General features: G+C 37.0%; 15 protein-coding genes. All 15 read right to left on the bottom strand.

Going from position 1 to position 14,976, the window contains the following annotated elements; translation table 11 throughout:
* Window positions 1-18 precede the first annotated feature (18 nt).
* The 15 genes from LNQ49_RS05195 to LNQ49_RS05125 all read right to left on the bottom strand — a co-directional run bounded on the left by LNQ49_RS05195 (window position 19) and on the right by LNQ49_RS05125 (window position 14,975).
* Window positions 19-591: a Crp/Fnr family transcriptional regulator gene (locus LNQ49_RS05195; RefSeq protein WP_095382617.1), complete on the bottom strand. Its 573-nt coding sequence runs from the start codon at window positions 589-591 to the stop codon at window positions 19-21.
* Between the two features lie 23 nt (window positions 592-614).
* Entirely contained in the window at window positions 615-1,349 is a 735-nt protein-coding gene (locus LNQ49_RS05190) for a metallophosphoesterase family protein (RefSeq protein WP_229987627.1), read from the bottom strand.
* Between the two features lie 23 nt (window positions 1,350-1,372).
* Window positions 1,373-2,443: an ACR3 family arsenite efflux transporter gene (gene arsB / locus LNQ49_RS05185; protein ID WP_095382619.1), complete on the bottom strand. Its 1,071-nt coding sequence runs from the start codon at window positions 2,441-2,443 to the stop codon at window positions 1,373-1,375.
* Window positions 2,444-2,445: 2 nt separating this feature from the next.
* Window positions 2,446-3,060 carry an arsenate-mycothiol transferase ArsC gene (locus LNQ49_RS05180; protein ID WP_072973577.1) on the bottom strand — a complete coding sequence of 205 codons (615 nt, stop codon included), beginning with the start codon at window positions 3,058-3,060 and terminating at the stop codon, window positions 2,446-2,448.
* Between the two features lie 46 nt (window positions 3,061-3,106).
* The gene (locus LNQ49_RS05175; RefSeq protein ID WP_072973578.1) at window positions 3,107-3,580 is read right to left on the bottom strand and encodes a DUF6428 family protein; all 474 of its coding nucleotides are present in this window, start codon (window positions 3,578-3,580) and stop codon (window positions 3,107-3,109) included.
* A 97-nt stretch (window positions 3,581-3,677) separates the two neighbouring features.
* Window positions 3,678-4,163 carry a GNAT family N-acetyltransferase gene (locus tag LNQ49_RS05170; RefSeq protein WP_095382620.1) on the bottom strand — a complete coding sequence of 162 codons (486 nt, stop codon included), beginning with the start codon at window positions 4,161-4,163 and terminating at the stop codon, window positions 3,678-3,680.
* 10 nt (window positions 4,164-4,173) lie between these two features.
* Entirely contained in the window at window positions 4,174-4,506 is a 333-nt protein-coding gene (locus tag LNQ49_RS05165) for an ArsR/SmtB family transcription factor (RefSeq protein ID WP_072973580.1), read from the bottom strand.
* 327 nt (window positions 4,507-4,833) lie between these two features.
* A complete protein-coding gene (locus tag LNQ49_RS23390; protein WP_487313308.1) occupies window positions 4,834-5,169 on the bottom strand; it encodes a four-helix bundle copper-binding protein in 336 nt (111 codons plus the stop codon).
* Window positions 5,170-5,213: 44 nt separating this feature from the next.
* On the bottom strand, window positions 5,214-5,822 hold the full coding sequence (locus tag LNQ49_RS05155; protein WP_095382622.1) for a DUF305 domain-containing protein: 609 nt from the start codon (window positions 5,820-5,822) through the stop codon (window positions 5,214-5,216).
* Window positions 5,823-5,964: 142 nt separating this feature from the next.
* Complete coding sequence (locus LNQ49_RS05150) at window positions 5,965-8,577, bottom strand: multicopper oxidase domain-containing protein (RefSeq protein WP_229987626.1); 2,613 nt, start codon at window positions 8,575-8,577, stop codon at window positions 5,965-5,967.
* Window positions 8,578-8,602: 25 nt separating this feature from the next.
* Entirely contained in the window at window positions 8,603-9,091 is a 489-nt protein-coding gene (locus LNQ49_RS05145; RefSeq protein WP_223871234.1) for a DUF305 domain-containing protein, read from the bottom strand.
* 149 nt (window positions 9,092-9,240) lie between these two features.
* Window positions 9,241-10,113 (bottom strand): DUF2911 domain-containing protein, encoded by an 873-nt coding sequence (locus LNQ49_RS05140; RefSeq protein WP_229987625.1) that lies wholly within the window; start codon window positions 10,111-10,113, stop codon window positions 9,241-9,243.
* Window positions 10,114-10,496: 383 nt separating this feature from the next.
* The gene (locus LNQ49_RS05135) at window positions 10,497-13,022 is read right to left on the bottom strand and encodes a heavy metal translocating P-type ATPase (RefSeq protein WP_229987624.1); all 2,526 of its coding nucleotides are present in this window, start codon (window positions 13,020-13,022) and stop codon (window positions 10,497-10,499) included.
* Between the two features lie 177 nt (window positions 13,023-13,199).
* The gene (locus LNQ49_RS05130; RefSeq protein WP_229987623.1) at window positions 13,200-13,739 is read right to left on the bottom strand and encodes a DUF3347 domain-containing protein; all 540 of its coding nucleotides are present in this window, start codon (window positions 13,737-13,739) and stop codon (window positions 13,200-13,202) included.
* A 21-nt stretch (window positions 13,740-13,760) separates the two neighbouring features.
* A complete protein-coding gene (locus LNQ49_RS05125) occupies window positions 13,761-14,975 on the bottom strand; it encodes an efflux RND transporter periplasmic adaptor subunit (RefSeq protein WP_095382628.1) in 1,215 nt (404 codons plus the stop codon).
* Window position 14,976: the final 1 nt, after the last annotated feature.

The raw sequence follows: 14,976 nt of genomic DNA, 5'->3' as shown, positions 1-14,976 counted from the left end.
GGACAAATGTCCTCGAAATTATTGTGTGATTTCTTTTCGAATCCTGCTAAGTGTTCGACGGGTTACTCCGAGATAACTGGCGATATCATTTACGGAAGCTTTGTTTAGAATCGAAGGCTCTTCTTTTAATAAACGTAGGTATTTTTCTTTAGCTGTCTCATTGCAAAGAACATTGGCATACTGTTCCATTACCATGTATTGTCTTTCAGCAATTATCCTCCCGATATTCTGCCAAACTGAACTTTTTTGATAAAGATTTTGTAAATCACGGTAATCAATAACCAAAAGCTCAGTATCTTCAATAGCCTGAATAGATAGTTCTGAAGGCTGTTGGGAAACAAAACTTTTATAAGATGTTGTTAAGTTGTTTTCGGTACAGAAACAAGAAGTTACCTCCTCAGATTTTTCATTAAGATAATAAGTTCGCAGTGTTCCTTTTTTTATAAAAGCCACTTCTTGACATATTTTGCCCTGCACTGCAAAATAATAGTTTTTAGGTAAACTACGGTCTTTAAAATATTGGCTGTAATTTTCAAATTCCCCATCACTGACAGGAGTAAGACTATTCAAAAATAATTTAAAATTTTCCATGAATGATTTTATTGCGGCATTTCTTAATATGCTTTTCGAAGCATAAGTGCGTATACGTTTGGTAGCGGACTTTCTTCGATAGCCATCGCAGTCTTTTCAATATCATAGTCGACTCTTATGAATTCTACCTGTACACCTTCTTTTTTTGAGAGATTACTGCTTTTGTCCATAGTTAGTACTGCATAACAGCATTTAGGATTTCCGCCCTTTGGTTTTCCTACTGATCCTGCATTAATAGCATGGAAATAACTGCCTTTTTTATTCGGGTTTTCTAAAACTCTATGATAAGGCTTGTGTGAATGTCCACAAATAATAATGTCAGCGATGGAGTCAAGAAAAATAGCAGTAAAATCATTTTCCTTTTTATCCTCAAGCAAATATTCGGTATTGCTGTAAGGACTGCCGTGTACCATTAAGATCTTGATTAGTTTATCCGTTGTCTGAAATTCTAGTTTAATATGGGCAGGAAGAGCAGAAAGATATTTAATCTGCTCTTTGCCCACTATTTGATATGCATAACTTTCTGAGTCATTAGAACCCTCATTATGTATTTCTACAGCTTTAACATCATGATTTCCTGCCAGAGTCGGAATATGTCTTTTACGAATTTCATTTATCACGGCGTTAGGACATAAATTATAACCTACCAAATCTCCTAGGCAGTAAACAGCGTCAATATTCTGCTGTTCGATACTTTTTAAGGTTTGTTCCAGTGCCGGAAAATTGGCATGTATATCCGATATTATTGCAATTCTCATCTTTTAGAAATTAGTATTGGAAACTATGCTGTTTTTAAATAATACTTCTTTCTGAACCAGAAAGCAACATTAACCAGTGCAATGAGCGCCGGTACTTCTACTAATGGCCCTATAACTCCTGCAAATGCCTGACCGCTGTTTATGCCAAAGACACCAATGGCTACTGCAATAGCAAGCTCAAAATTATTACCGGTAGCCGTAAAAGCTATAGCAGTCGCTTTCGAATAGTCAGCACCAAAATATTTTCCAACAAAGAAGCTGATGATAAACATGATGGTAAAATATATTACCAATGGAACTGCGATACGAACAACATCCATAGGAATCTGGACAATAAGCTCCCCTTTAAGGCTGAACATCACTATGATTGTAAAAAGCAACGATATAAGTGTAATAGGAGAAATAAATGGTACGTATTTAGTTTCAAACCACTCAGAACCTTTCAGGGCAATAAGAGCATAACGGCTTATGATTCCAAGAGCAAAAGGAATTCCTAAATATATCCCCACGCTTTCGGCGATCTGGCCAATACTGATGTTAACTTCAAATCCATTATAGCCAAAGTAGGGAGGAAGAACAGTTATGAAGATATAAGCATATACACTATAAAGCAGAACCTGAAAAATGCTGTTAAGTGCAATAAGGCCTGCAGCATATTCCCTGTTTCCATCTGCCAAATCATTCCAAACGACAACCATTGCAATACAACGGGCCAAACCTATCAGAATGACACCGATCATATATTCAGGATAGCCATTTAAAAAAAGCAAGGCTAGTAAAAACATTAAAATTGGTCCAACAACCCAATTTAAAAATAAAGAGGCTCCCAGGATTTTTGTGTTTCTAAAAACTTGTCCCATTTGCTCGTATTTCACTTTGGCAAGAGGCGGGTACATCATAAGAATAAGTCCAATAGCCAAAGGAATATTAGTTGTCCCGCTTGAGAATGAATTTATAAAATTACCACTGGACGGAATGAAATATCCTATTGCTACGCCAAGAGCCATAGCCAGGAAAATCCAGAGGGTTAAAAATCTATCCAGGAAACCTAATTTTTTGCGTCCTGCGGCAGGCGCACAGTTATTTACTGACATTTTTATTGTTTGATTTGTGAGAATACATAAAACATTTCAGTCCCAATCTGAAGGCTTCGCTCCAGATATACTTCTTTTTGCTGTGCTGTGCCGTCTGAAACTTTTGGATCTTCAAAAGTAATCGGTATACGCTTTTCGGCACCTGCAATAAAAGGACAGCCTCCATCAGCCTGTGAACAGGTCATTATAGCAACAAATTCACTCTCGGGATTAAAATCATCATCATAGGTTTTAGAAAAACCGATAACGGGTAGTTCATTTGCTGAAAATTTTATAGAGTAAACCGGGTTTTGACTTTCAGAAATAGTTTTAACTTTAAATCCATTGCGTTGCAGGGTTTCGGCTACCATTGGGAAAAGTGCAGTAGCTTCTGTACCTCCTGAATAGCAGGAAACATTCTGTACATTATAATGTGCAGCAGCAGTCTGTGCCCAGACCTGGGACAAGTGACTTCTTCTGGAATTATGTGTGCAGATCAGATTAAGTCTAATCGGCAGTTTGTTGTCGACTTTATTTTGAATATAGTCCACTAATGGCTGCAGTATAGTTTTACGATCTTCTGAAATCTGATTAAAATCAAATGAGTTTAGGGTGTTTTTTATTTCAGTAAATAACATAGTTTTTGTCTGGTATTTATAATAGATGTTTAATTGTCATTAAAAATTAACAACAGCCTGATCCAGGTGCGCATGAACTTGCACTATCAGCATTTAATTGAGATAATTTTACTTTTGATTTGTCGGACGGGATTCCACATTGCTCCTGAGCCAAACATGCAGTCTGTTTATTTAATAGAATAAAGTTTTTGCCATTAAAATCAAGATCATATTTACCGATTGTGGTATCCTGATATTCAACTTCAATTTCATGGTCTTCAATGCCTAAAACCTTTTCTGAAAGTTCAATTATATGAATCAATTTTTGTGGTTTAAGTCTGTGTTCATAATCATTAGCATCCCAAAGCTGAAAGTTTACAACAGTTTCTTTTCTTACTGTTCCGCCACAATCAATAAAGTTTTTAGTAATTAGACCAACTTCTGTTACATGGAAATATTCCGGAACAAAATTTCCGTTTGGCAATTCAAAATTTACAGCGTCAACTGTTTTTAATACTTCTTTAATTTCTGAAAGTTTCATAATTTATGTGTTTTAAAAATTTATAATATTTTTTTGCAGCGGTGGTAATAACTATGATTAAGCAATTATTGCTGCTATTGTATTTTTAAGTAAATATTTAATTAATTAATTTGCTTCTTCTTTCTAAAAGGACGTTATCTCTCCAGATTCCATTTTGCTTCCCGATCTTTTCGCGAATGCCTAAGATCCTGAATCCGGCTTTTTCATGAATACGCAGACTTGCTGTATTTTCAGGAAATATACCAGCCTGAAGCGTCCATATGCCTTCAGCTTCACTTAAATGAACAAGCTCGTTTAAAAGTATAAGACCAATTCCTTTGCCTGACTGTTCAGGATCAACATATACGCTGACTTCAGCTACGCCTGCATATACACACCGTGAAGAGACTGGTGTTAGTGCTGCCCAGCCTAGAAGCTGCCCATCTTTTTCTGCAACAACTCTGCAGGAGGCCAGATGTGATGCATTCCAATCTTCCCATGAAGGACTACTGGTCTGAAAAGTAGCATTACCAGTATTTATGCCTTTTTCATATATCAAGCTAACCTGTTTCCAATCAACTGCTAACAAATTTCTTATTTCCATCTTTATAAAATTAACAGCACTCGTTTCTCTTTTTTTCCAAATGAGTGGTGATATGTTCGAAAAAGCCTTTTATTTTTTCTAATCCAGGTTCATTAATGCAATAACAAATAGAGTTACCATCAATGCTTCCTTTTATTAAACCAGCATTTTTAAGTTCCTTAAGATGCTGGGATACTGTAGGCTGGGATAGTGGTAATTCATTAACTATATCTCCGCAGATACAAGTGTCTACTTTTAATAAATATTCCATAATAGCAATTCGGGCTGGATGTCCTAATGCTTTAGCCAAAACAGCAAGTTCGTTTTGACTGTCTGTAAAGTAATCTGTTTTTGTAGCTCCCATTGTTTTATATTTATATTGCAATATTACGATATTAATTTATAAATAAAAATTATTCTACTTAAATAATTTGAGAACAATTAAAGAAAAAGCCTTTAAACTCGTATGTTTAAAGGCTATATGAGGCTTTTTTGCAATTTTACTTATGGATTTAAAAAGAGGTCAAGTCTAAATATCTAATATAGAAAACCTGTTTAAACCTAAAATGAGTCGCTGAAAGCCTATCGTATTATGTTAATTTTAATATTTAAAGCCTCGTCCTACATCACAAAACGGGTATATAGATTAATATCATTACAGGAAGTGAATTAAGATCAATTACATAAGGTATTAATTTGCCATCGCTTCACAAGCTTCCGCACATTTGCGACAAGCTTCCGCACATTCCTTACAGTGATCCATACCCATTGCGGCATGTTTTTCACATTCCTCAGCACAGGCCTTGCAGATTTCGGCGCATTCAGCGCATAAATGAGAGGCATGTTCGCCTCCGATACTCATAAGGTTTGCAGCAGCAAAACAGATGACCGAACATTGCCTGTTGAGCTCTATGCATCTTACAAGCATTTTTATATCGTCTTCATTCAGACATTCCGTTGCACATTTGTTGCACGCTATTGCGCAAGCCAGACAGGCTTCCATACAATTTCTAAATTTCTGATCCATAATTTTTATTTATTTTTATCAGTTATCATATATATACTTGCAAATTAATTTGCTACAAGCCAATTGCCAAAATCAATTATTTCCTTTGTCTGCATCTCCACCATCATATTGGCCATTGCCTTGAGTTCTGCGTTGTTTCCATGATGTAGATACACCAATGCATTATCAAGTGCACTTTGGTGGTGAACAATCATTAGTGTGGCAAAATCGTGGTCAGTATCTCCGGTAATTAATTGGGTGTCAGCAGTAATGCCCATTTTGTCCATAGATTTCATGAGTTCCATAGCAAAAGCATTATCGGTTTGATCAGCTGGTATGCCATTTATAATTGCCTCCATTTGCTGAATTTCCTGCTGCTGGGCGTCAATCACATCTTGTGCCATTGCCTTAATCTGAGCATCGGCGCCATTTTGCAATTCGTAATTAGCCATTTCTATAGCACCTTTATGGTGGAGAATCATCATATTGGCAAAATCCAGATCTGGATCTTTGCTCATGGTCATTAAGGTCATTTGATCCATCATTGTGTGCATTTTATTCATCAAGATGTTTTTATCATGCTCCTGAGCATGTATTGCTTTATCTTCATCATTTGAACAAGCGATAACCATTAGCCCAATTACAATCAAGGTTGTGAGTGCTGCTTTTCTCATAATTTGTAGAGTTATAAATTAATGATAGAAGCTAAAGTAATTATATGTGCTGTCTTTAATTTATAAAATTTAACTGTAGTTTTACATTATTATCCTACTGCCAGGAATTCGAATCTATTATGTGTATTTGCATCACAAATTTTTAGTAATTCACTGTGAATCCTGCCCCAAAGCCCATGTCACTATCATAATGTGACGAAAGTGATCCCCATTTTGTTAGAATGTAACGAAGTCCAGCCATATATTCTTTATCGGTATTCCACATTAGATTCATTCGTAGTCTTTTAGAAACAGGTATATCTTTTCGCTCAAACTGCAATCTAACTTTACCATCTGTGAAAACTTCGGCCTGTGCTACTATCAACATAGGAAGGGTATAGTTGACCCCTAGACTCGCTACTGCACGTTTATCTTTAGTATTGTTTTGTCCAAAGAGATTTTTTTCCTGTTCATCTTCTCCCATTCTTCTATATCTCCAGTCAAATCCTATAAACGGCATTAACCATTGCATTTTTCCAATATAGCGCCCAATATGTGTTTCAGTTTCATAGCCATGCATTTCGTTGTATCCTAATCTCCATTCGGTTCCTATACTCCAACGCGTACCCTGATACATTGCTTCTCCATCGTTTCCATTAGTTGCAAAGTCATTTTCAACCATGAAATGGAATTCTCTATCGTCAGCAAATAATTTTCGCTGAGCCAGTTTAGGGTTTGTTATTTCTGGGTTTGGAGGTGAATCTACATAAGAAAAAACTCTGCCCATACCAGCCATCATATGGTAGAGAATATGACAGTGAAAAAACCAGTCGCCACCATCTTCGCTTGCGGCGAATTCAATAGTATCTGTTTCCATTGGCATGATGTCGATAATATTTTTCAATGGCGCAAAATCACCTTGCCCATTGATAACCCTAAAATCATGGCCATGCAAATGCATTGGGTGGCGCATCATTGAATTATTATGCAGAATAATACGTAAAATTTCTCCTTTTCTGATCAGTATTTTATCAGCTTCGGAAACGACTTTGTTATCCAGGCTCCAGACATAACGATTCATATTTCCGGTAAGCTCGAATTTGAGTTCCCTTACGGGAGCATCTTTTAACAATGCCGTGCTTATAGGAGATTTTAGCATTGCATAATTTAACGTGACAATATCGGCAAGGGCATTTGCATTGTATTTATTTTCCATATTGTGCATGTCGTGCATTTTACCAGGGGCATCCGATTTGGTTTCTTCTTTGTCCATCTCCATTGGCATGTCTTTACTTCCTTTTGCTTGTGGGCCTGTAATTTCAGGATACATTACCGAATTCATATCCATCTGATTCAGCGACATCTTCATCCCCATATCATCCAGGTTTCCATTCATTTTCATCATATCGTTCATCATTTTCATCCCTTCAAAGTATTTCAGTTTGGGTAAAGGAGAGGTGAGCTGTTTGATGCCATTTCCGATGTACAGGGAAGCCGATTTTGTCCGGTCTTCTGGTGTTGCTAAAAACTCATAGGATGTGTTTTCTGCCGGAATGGTAAGGACAACATCATAGGTTTCAGAAACTGCAATTAGCAGACGGTCTACCGCAACGGGCTCAACATCATTGCCATCACTGGCTACTACTGTAATTCTGCCTCCCGCATACGTAAGCCAAAAATTACTGGACGCACCTCCATTAGATACGCGTAATCTTACCTTATCGCCTGCCTTGAACTGCGAAAGTTGGCTTTCGTGTTTCCCGTTAATTAAAAATTTCTCATAATAAACATCGCTTACATCCATAGCGTTCATTCGCTTCCACTCGTTGATGACCTTGGTTTTGAAATAACCTTGTTTTATAGCTTCTCCATAACTCTGGGTTGTGCCTTTTTTTATTGCAAACCAATCCGAAGCATTATGCAACATCCTATGAACATTCTCAGGGTTCATATCGGTCCATTCGCTCAGCACAACCGGAATTGTCGGGAGGTCATCTATCCCTATCCTGAAGTTGGGATCGGAGTTTCGTTTGTTCATCACAAAAGATCCGTACATTCCGATTTGTTCCTGCAATCCCGAATGGCTATGATACCAATGGGTTCCATGCTGCTTGATGGGAAAAGAATATTTGTAGGTACTGTGTGCTTTTATCGGCATTTGTGTCAGGTTAGGCACACCGTCTTCTTTATTGGGCAGAAATAATCCATGCCAGTGTAATGACGTTTCTTCGTTGAGTTCATTATGGACATAAATTTCTGCTGTATCACCCTCAGTAAAGGTGAGTGTAGGCATTGGTATTTGGCCATTTACTGCTATCGCTCTTTTTGATTTTCCTGAAAAATTTACCACCGTATCGCGAACATATAAATCGTACCTTACAACTTTAGGCGGCTTATCATTTACCATCATTTTTTTTACTGGAGGATTTGTTTTCTTTTCCATGTTTTTCATATCATGCGCCTGATGCTTGTCGATCTTATCCGCAGGGGAAGATCTAGCCTTTTGAGGCATTTCCTCTTTAACAGGAGTTTCAGCTTTAGGTTTTGTGCCTGCTTTCGGCTTAGGTGTTTTAGATTTTTCTTTTACTAATGCCATGCCGCATTTTGGGCATTTTCCAGGTTTGGATTCATGAATATCGGGATGCATTGGACAAGTATAGGAAGAGGAATTCGACTCTTCTTTGACAGGCTTTTTATCTATTTCCATTTTCATATCCTGGGCCTGAATCAGGACAGGAAGCATGATATATACGAGTATTATCAGTATATTTTTCATATTGCTCTTAAAGAATATTGTTCCATTATTTTTTTTTCATCTCATTCAACTTGGCCTTCATCTGTGCAATTTCAGCTTCTTGCGCTTTTATAATGTCTTGGGAAAGCTGGCTTATTTCCGGATCGTGAAGAGAAGCCTCTTTAGCCATTAGTATTGCTGCTGCATGATGTGGTATCATTGATTTTAAAAATTGTTTATCTCCAACAGCTGCTTGCACTCTTATGCAGGAGAAAAAAATGATTGTGGCAAGACTGCCTGTGGTAAGCAATACTATGTTCCATTTTTTATTCATGTACATACTACCCATTACTGTGATCTCAATAATCAGCATTGGCATAGTCATTAGCCCTGCCATGTAAAATTGGTTTACATTGGGAATGACATTAGCAAAAATATCGACCATCGAATACATTAGTATGTACATAGAAATAAATGACAATACGATCATAAGGGCTAATTTTTTATACATTTTGGAGTTTACCTCTTTTGAATGCTGCTGTGTTGCTTGTTCCATTTTCATGTTTTTTAGCTTTAAAAGTTATTTAGATTAATCGATTTCCGAACAAAACAAGTCTAATGTTACTCTTACGCAGCATTAGCTTAAATCGCTGGGATTTTTTTTGCGTTTCTATTTTTCAATGTGATATAATAATAGCTTTTTATTTATTTGCTTTTAAGTAATAATTGTAATTCTTCAATCTGGTTTTTTAATTTTTCTGTGCCTTTCATTTTTTTCTGTTCTGCAATTGCTAAGGCTTTTTTTGCAGCTTCAATAGCATTAGGGTAATCTTTCAGTTCTACACATACTTTCTGCCTTAAGGCGGGATAATAAAAATTTTCAGGATCCAATTTCTCGGCCTCAGTTAACCAGGATACTGTTTGGTTATTTGCTCTGTCGGTTATGGAATAATAATTTGCGGCCTGAAATAATAAAGCAGCATTTTGACTTTTTTCTTTAATAATATATTTGTCAATCAAGGCTAAAATTTCTTTGTCAGCTTTGCTTTTCATAGGTATTTTAACCATCGTATTTTCCCACTCTATTTTAAGCAAACCTTCCCCTTTACTGTTGATATCATTTAATTCGATGGTAAAAGTTTCGTAGAAATTAGTTGTTTTTTCTGTGGAAACAGTAAAACGCATGACATCTTTTTTCTCATCATAGCCAGTTTCGCCATGTAAAGTAATATCACTATTTATAATGATAGTCCACTCATTTTCTGATGGAATTGAAAATATAGAGTAAGTTCCTGTTTTTAAAATATTATTTCCTAAGGTGATATCCTCATTAGTACTGATGGTTGTACAGTCACTTGCACCTGTCCGCCAAAGTTTGCCAAAGGGCACCAGTTCCCCAAATATTTTTCGTCCCCTTACTAATGGTCTGCTATAGTTCATTTTTATTGTTGAGCTTCCAATTTCTTGTTGAAATGATGCTGAAGGGCTTGCAGAAGTAAGTTTGATTTGAACTTTTTCCTGTGCAGAAATTGATAACGATTGTATAATAATGAAGCTTAGCAGAAATATTTTTTTCATAGTTTTTTAATTTTAAATTGATATTGATATTGATATTTTTTCCATTATTGAATGGTCGGTTCTAAATTTGCAGATAGCATCACAATTTGCTCTTAATTCAGAAAACAGGATATATTTGATATTCATTTTAGAGTTTTTTATAACAGGTCTCTTGAGCTGAAGCACAACATCCTTTCCCTGTAATTGGGAATAATTCTAAGCTGCTTTCTTTTTAATATCCTTAATGACTTGTAAAACACCCCGTCTTATAGTCCGAAATGCCTTTAACTGTTGGTTGTTATCTATAAACCCGGTATTGTAGAGATTTTCGTTATCGTTTTTATACTGCAGAATAATTTGTCCTAGATTGGTTATTTGTTTTTATAATAAATTATTATTATTATTTAGAGTTTTAAGCTTCTCAATCGCAATGCATTGACAATAACAGATACTGAGCTAAAACTCATTGCCAGGGCAGCAATCATAGGAGAAAGTAATATTCCGAAAAACGGATATAAAACTCCCGCAGCAACTGGTACACCTAAGACATTATATATAAAAGCAAAGAATAGGTTTTGCTTGATGTTGCTCATTACAGCGTGGCTCAGGTTTTTTGCTTTTACAATTCCTTGTAAATCTCCTTTTACCAAAGTAATCTTGGCACTTTCTATCGCAACATCTGTTCCTGTTCCCATCGCAATACCAATGTCCGATTGTGCCAAAGCTGGTGCATCGTTTATACCATCTCCTGCCATAGCAACAACTTTTCCTTCAGCTTGTAATTTCTCTATTACTTTTAATTTGTCTTCTGGTAAACAACCAGCTTGGAAAGAGGTTAAATGCAACTCGTCGGCGACAGCTTTGGCAGTATTTACATTATCTCCAGTAAGCATAATTACTTCAACCCCTTGACGCATTAATTCTTTTATAGCAGCAGCACTGGTTTCTTTTATAGCATCGGTTATCGTTACAAATCCCACTACGTTCTTATCTACGGCGATATAAGAAACTGTTTTTCCTAATTTTTGTTCGGCAATAATTTTCTCTTCAATTGTGGAAGAAACAGCTGCGCCAGTTTGCTCCATTAATTTTTTATTCCCTAATGCGATCTTTTTATCAATAGCAGTTCCAATAACTCCTTTTCCTGCAATATTTTCAAAGTCATCGACTTTCGTTAAAGAGACATTTTTAGCTTTTGCAAATTTTACTACTGCTTGTGCCAAAGGATGTTCGCTATACTGATTCAAAGACGCAATGTATTGCAGCAGTTCATCTTCTGAATATTGTAATGCAACAATTTTTTCTACCGAAGGTTTCCCTTCTGTAATTGTTCCTGTTTTATCAGTAATCAGAACATTTACCTTATTCATTTTTTCTAAAGCTTCAGCATTTTTTATCAGAATTCCCGATTGAGCGCCTTTTCCAACTCCTACCATTACAGACATAGGCGTTGCCAATCCTAAAGCGCAAGGACAGGCAATAATCAATACCGCAATGGCATTTATAAACCCATAGACCAATGCCGGTTCGGGACCAAATTTTGCCCAAATGAAAAAGGTAAGAATGGAAATTACAACAACAATTGGTACAAAATATTTAGCAATACTATCGGCTAGTTTTTGAATTGGTGCTCTGGAACGGCTTGCATTATTAACCATTTGTATAATTTGCGAAAGCAAGGTTTCCGAACCAACTTTTTCGGCAATCATTATAAATGATTTGTTTCCGTTTATAGTTCCGGAAGACACCATATCGCCTATTTTTTTATCTACAGGAATTGGTTCACCTGTAATCATCGATTCGTCTATTGTACTTTCACCATCGGTTATTTTTCCATCCACAGGAATTTTATCTCCGGGTTTTACCCGTAATAAATCACCTTTTTTTATATCATGGATTGAGATTACTTTGTCACCGCCATCATTTACCAAAGTAGCTTCGGTAGGAGCCAATTTTAATAATTCTTTTATCGCGCCACTGGTTTGACTGTGCGCCCTGGCTTCAAGCAATTGTCCTAACAAAACCAAAGTTAGAATGACTGTTGTGGCCTCGAAGTATAATAGTACTGTTCCGTGTTCGGTCTTAAATTCACTTGGAAAAATGTCTGGAAAAAACATTCCAACTAAACTAAATAAAAATGCCACTCCTGTACCAATTCCGATAAGGGTAAACATATTTAAATTCCATGTGATTATTGATTTCCATGCTCTTACAAAAAATACCCAGCAGGCATAAAAGACAACAGGCAGTGATAAAATAAGCTGTACCCAATTCCATTTAGCCGCATCCATTAGTTGAAGTAGAGGATTGTTGTGTGCCATTTCTATCATGGCAATGGCGAAAATAGGAACTGTAAATACAACCGCTATTTTCATTTTCTTAACCAAACCCTTATAAATCCTTTGCTCTTCGCTTTCGCTTGGTTGCATTGGTATTAGATCCATCCCGCAAATAGGACATGATCCTGGCGCATTGGTTATAATTTCCGGATGCATAGAGCATGTGTATTGCTGCACCTGAACAGCGGCAGGTTCTTGTACCAAATGCATTCCGCATACAGGACAATCTCCCGGTTTATCATACATTTTATCGCCTTCACAATGCATCGGGCAATAGTATTTTCCACCCGCATCATTATGAGGCACAGCTAACTTTATATGATCATGATCGTCAGCAGTACTACAGCATGATTTCTCAGCTGTTTTTTCTTGCGAATGCGTCGTGTGGGTCATTTCAATAGTGTACTTTCCAACCGCAGCCAATGCTTCCTGCAGTTGCTCGGTCGCAATATGTTTTTCCATTATAATGGTTGCCAATGGGGGATCTAGTGTGACATTTGCCTTTACTCCCTCCACCGCATTTAATGTTTTTTCGACTTTTGTACGACATCCATCGCAAGTCATTCCCGATATTGTATAGGTGTGTGTCATAAGGTTGTTTTATTTACAGTTCAGAAGTGTTATTTGCTTAATATATAGAAAGTTAGTGTTTTTTTTAGTAAACGGTTGATTTTAATTTACTTAAAATGACTTGTTGTTCATCAGCTGTTACAGCCTGTTGTTAAACACTAAAAAATAATTACAAATACATATGTGTTTAGATTCTAATTATTTAATTATTTCTTTCACCTCACCACACTTGAGCATTTTTTCTCCAAAGTAAGGATTACGCACTTCTTTGGTAGAACTAATCCATACGGCTCCTTTATTGTCGAAAGCCATTGGACAATATTCAACGTATAGTTCAGCCTCGGCCATTCCTGCTTTTTTTAGCAAGACAACCATTTCATTACTTAGTTTAGAATAAGCAGCCCGCTGCTTTTCGATATCAGGAGCTGAAACGATTGATGCAGCGCTTGAAGCAAGATTACTGTTGTTGCTGATTTCCCGTGCTCCCGCTTCAATTGCATTGGCCGCCAGTTTTGCTTCCGCGAGATTATCCTGGGTAAGGGCTACAGTTAAATGGGCATACTGGCCGTATATCGCGTTTAAGACATCATCATTTATCCTGATTTTGGCTTCCTTTGAAATTGGGACAGAAGTTTCACTATCCTTAGGATTCTCTTGCTTTTTGTTTTCATTATTACCGCAGGCAATAAGTGAGAAGATTGATAATATTTGAATTCCTATTTTGATTATTTTTTTCATTGTCTGTTGTGAGATTGGTTATTACATTTTCATTCCTGACATTGGGTTTTTGCCCTTCTTTAATATAAATTCACTGTATAGGAGATAGGCACCAGATGCAACAACGACATCACCTTTTCTTAAGCCCCCAGTAATTTCGACTTCATCGAAGGTTTCCGAACCAATCGCCACCATTCTAGGCTGATATTTGCCTTTTCCAATTTCAATCCAAACATGTGTGCCGCTTCCGTCTCTTATAACAGCATCCACAGGTATTGTCAATTTCATTTTCTGTTCTGAGGAAGGGAGTAAAACGATCGCCTGCTGACCTGCCTGCCATTGATTGTTTGGATTGGCAATAGTACCGCGCAGCTGTATTATCTGCTTGCTTGTTTGCAGGGCAGGATTTATAAAATCTACGGTCATTGTTTGGGGCTGATCTTCGTAACCCGAGACTATAACTTTAACCTTTTGACCGGTTTTAATTTTACCTGCATCGGCTGGATAAACATCAGCTTCGACCCATAAACGATTGTAATCTTCTAATTTCATTATAGAGGCTCCTTCTGCTACATATTGGCCTTCCGTAATGGAAAGTTCCGCAACTATTCCTGAATTTGGAGAATAATAAACAGCATAAGGCGATGCTTTTTGTTTTTTGAATAATTCATTAAGCTGGACTTCGGACTGACCATACAATAATAGTTTTTGTTTTGCAGCATTTTTTATTTGGGCAAAGCGTTTATCCTCGGCAAAGCTTGTGGCCTGTGCTGTCGCGATGAGGTACTCCTGTTGCAGGGCTGATAGCTGCTCTGAATATATCCTGTATAAAGGTTGGCCTTTTCGAACGGGAACACCGGTTTCCTTTACATACAACTCTTCAATCCTTCCTGCCACTCGGCTTGAAATGTAAATAGTTTGCTCCGGGTCTGTAACCAAACGTCCATTGAGACGGGACGAATTTGAAAATTCATTTTCTCCGGCAGTTATTGTCGTCAAATTGGCTAGTGCTTGCTGACTTGACCCTAAGGTTAGAAAGTCCTGTGCGTTATTTTTTTCGAAGGGCACTAAATCCATTCCACAGATTGGGCATGAGCCAGGACCATCTTTCACAATTTGCGGATGCATGGGACAGGTATAGGTTTGAGCTTTTTCCTGAATGACTTTTTTTTCTTCTTTTTGGGCACATGCTGTAAATAGAAGCGGAAAAACCATTGCAATGAGCAAAATAGTACGAATTATTAATTTACTTTTCATG

The sequence above is a fragment of the Flavobacterium pisciphilum genome (assembly GCF_020905345.1).
Lineage (GTDB): Bacteria > Bacteroidota > Bacteroidia > Flavobacteriales > Flavobacteriaceae > Flavobacterium > Flavobacterium pisciphilum.
The sequence above is the reverse complement of the archived record's forward strand: the minus strand, read 5'-3'. Positions and strand labels throughout refer to the sequence as shown.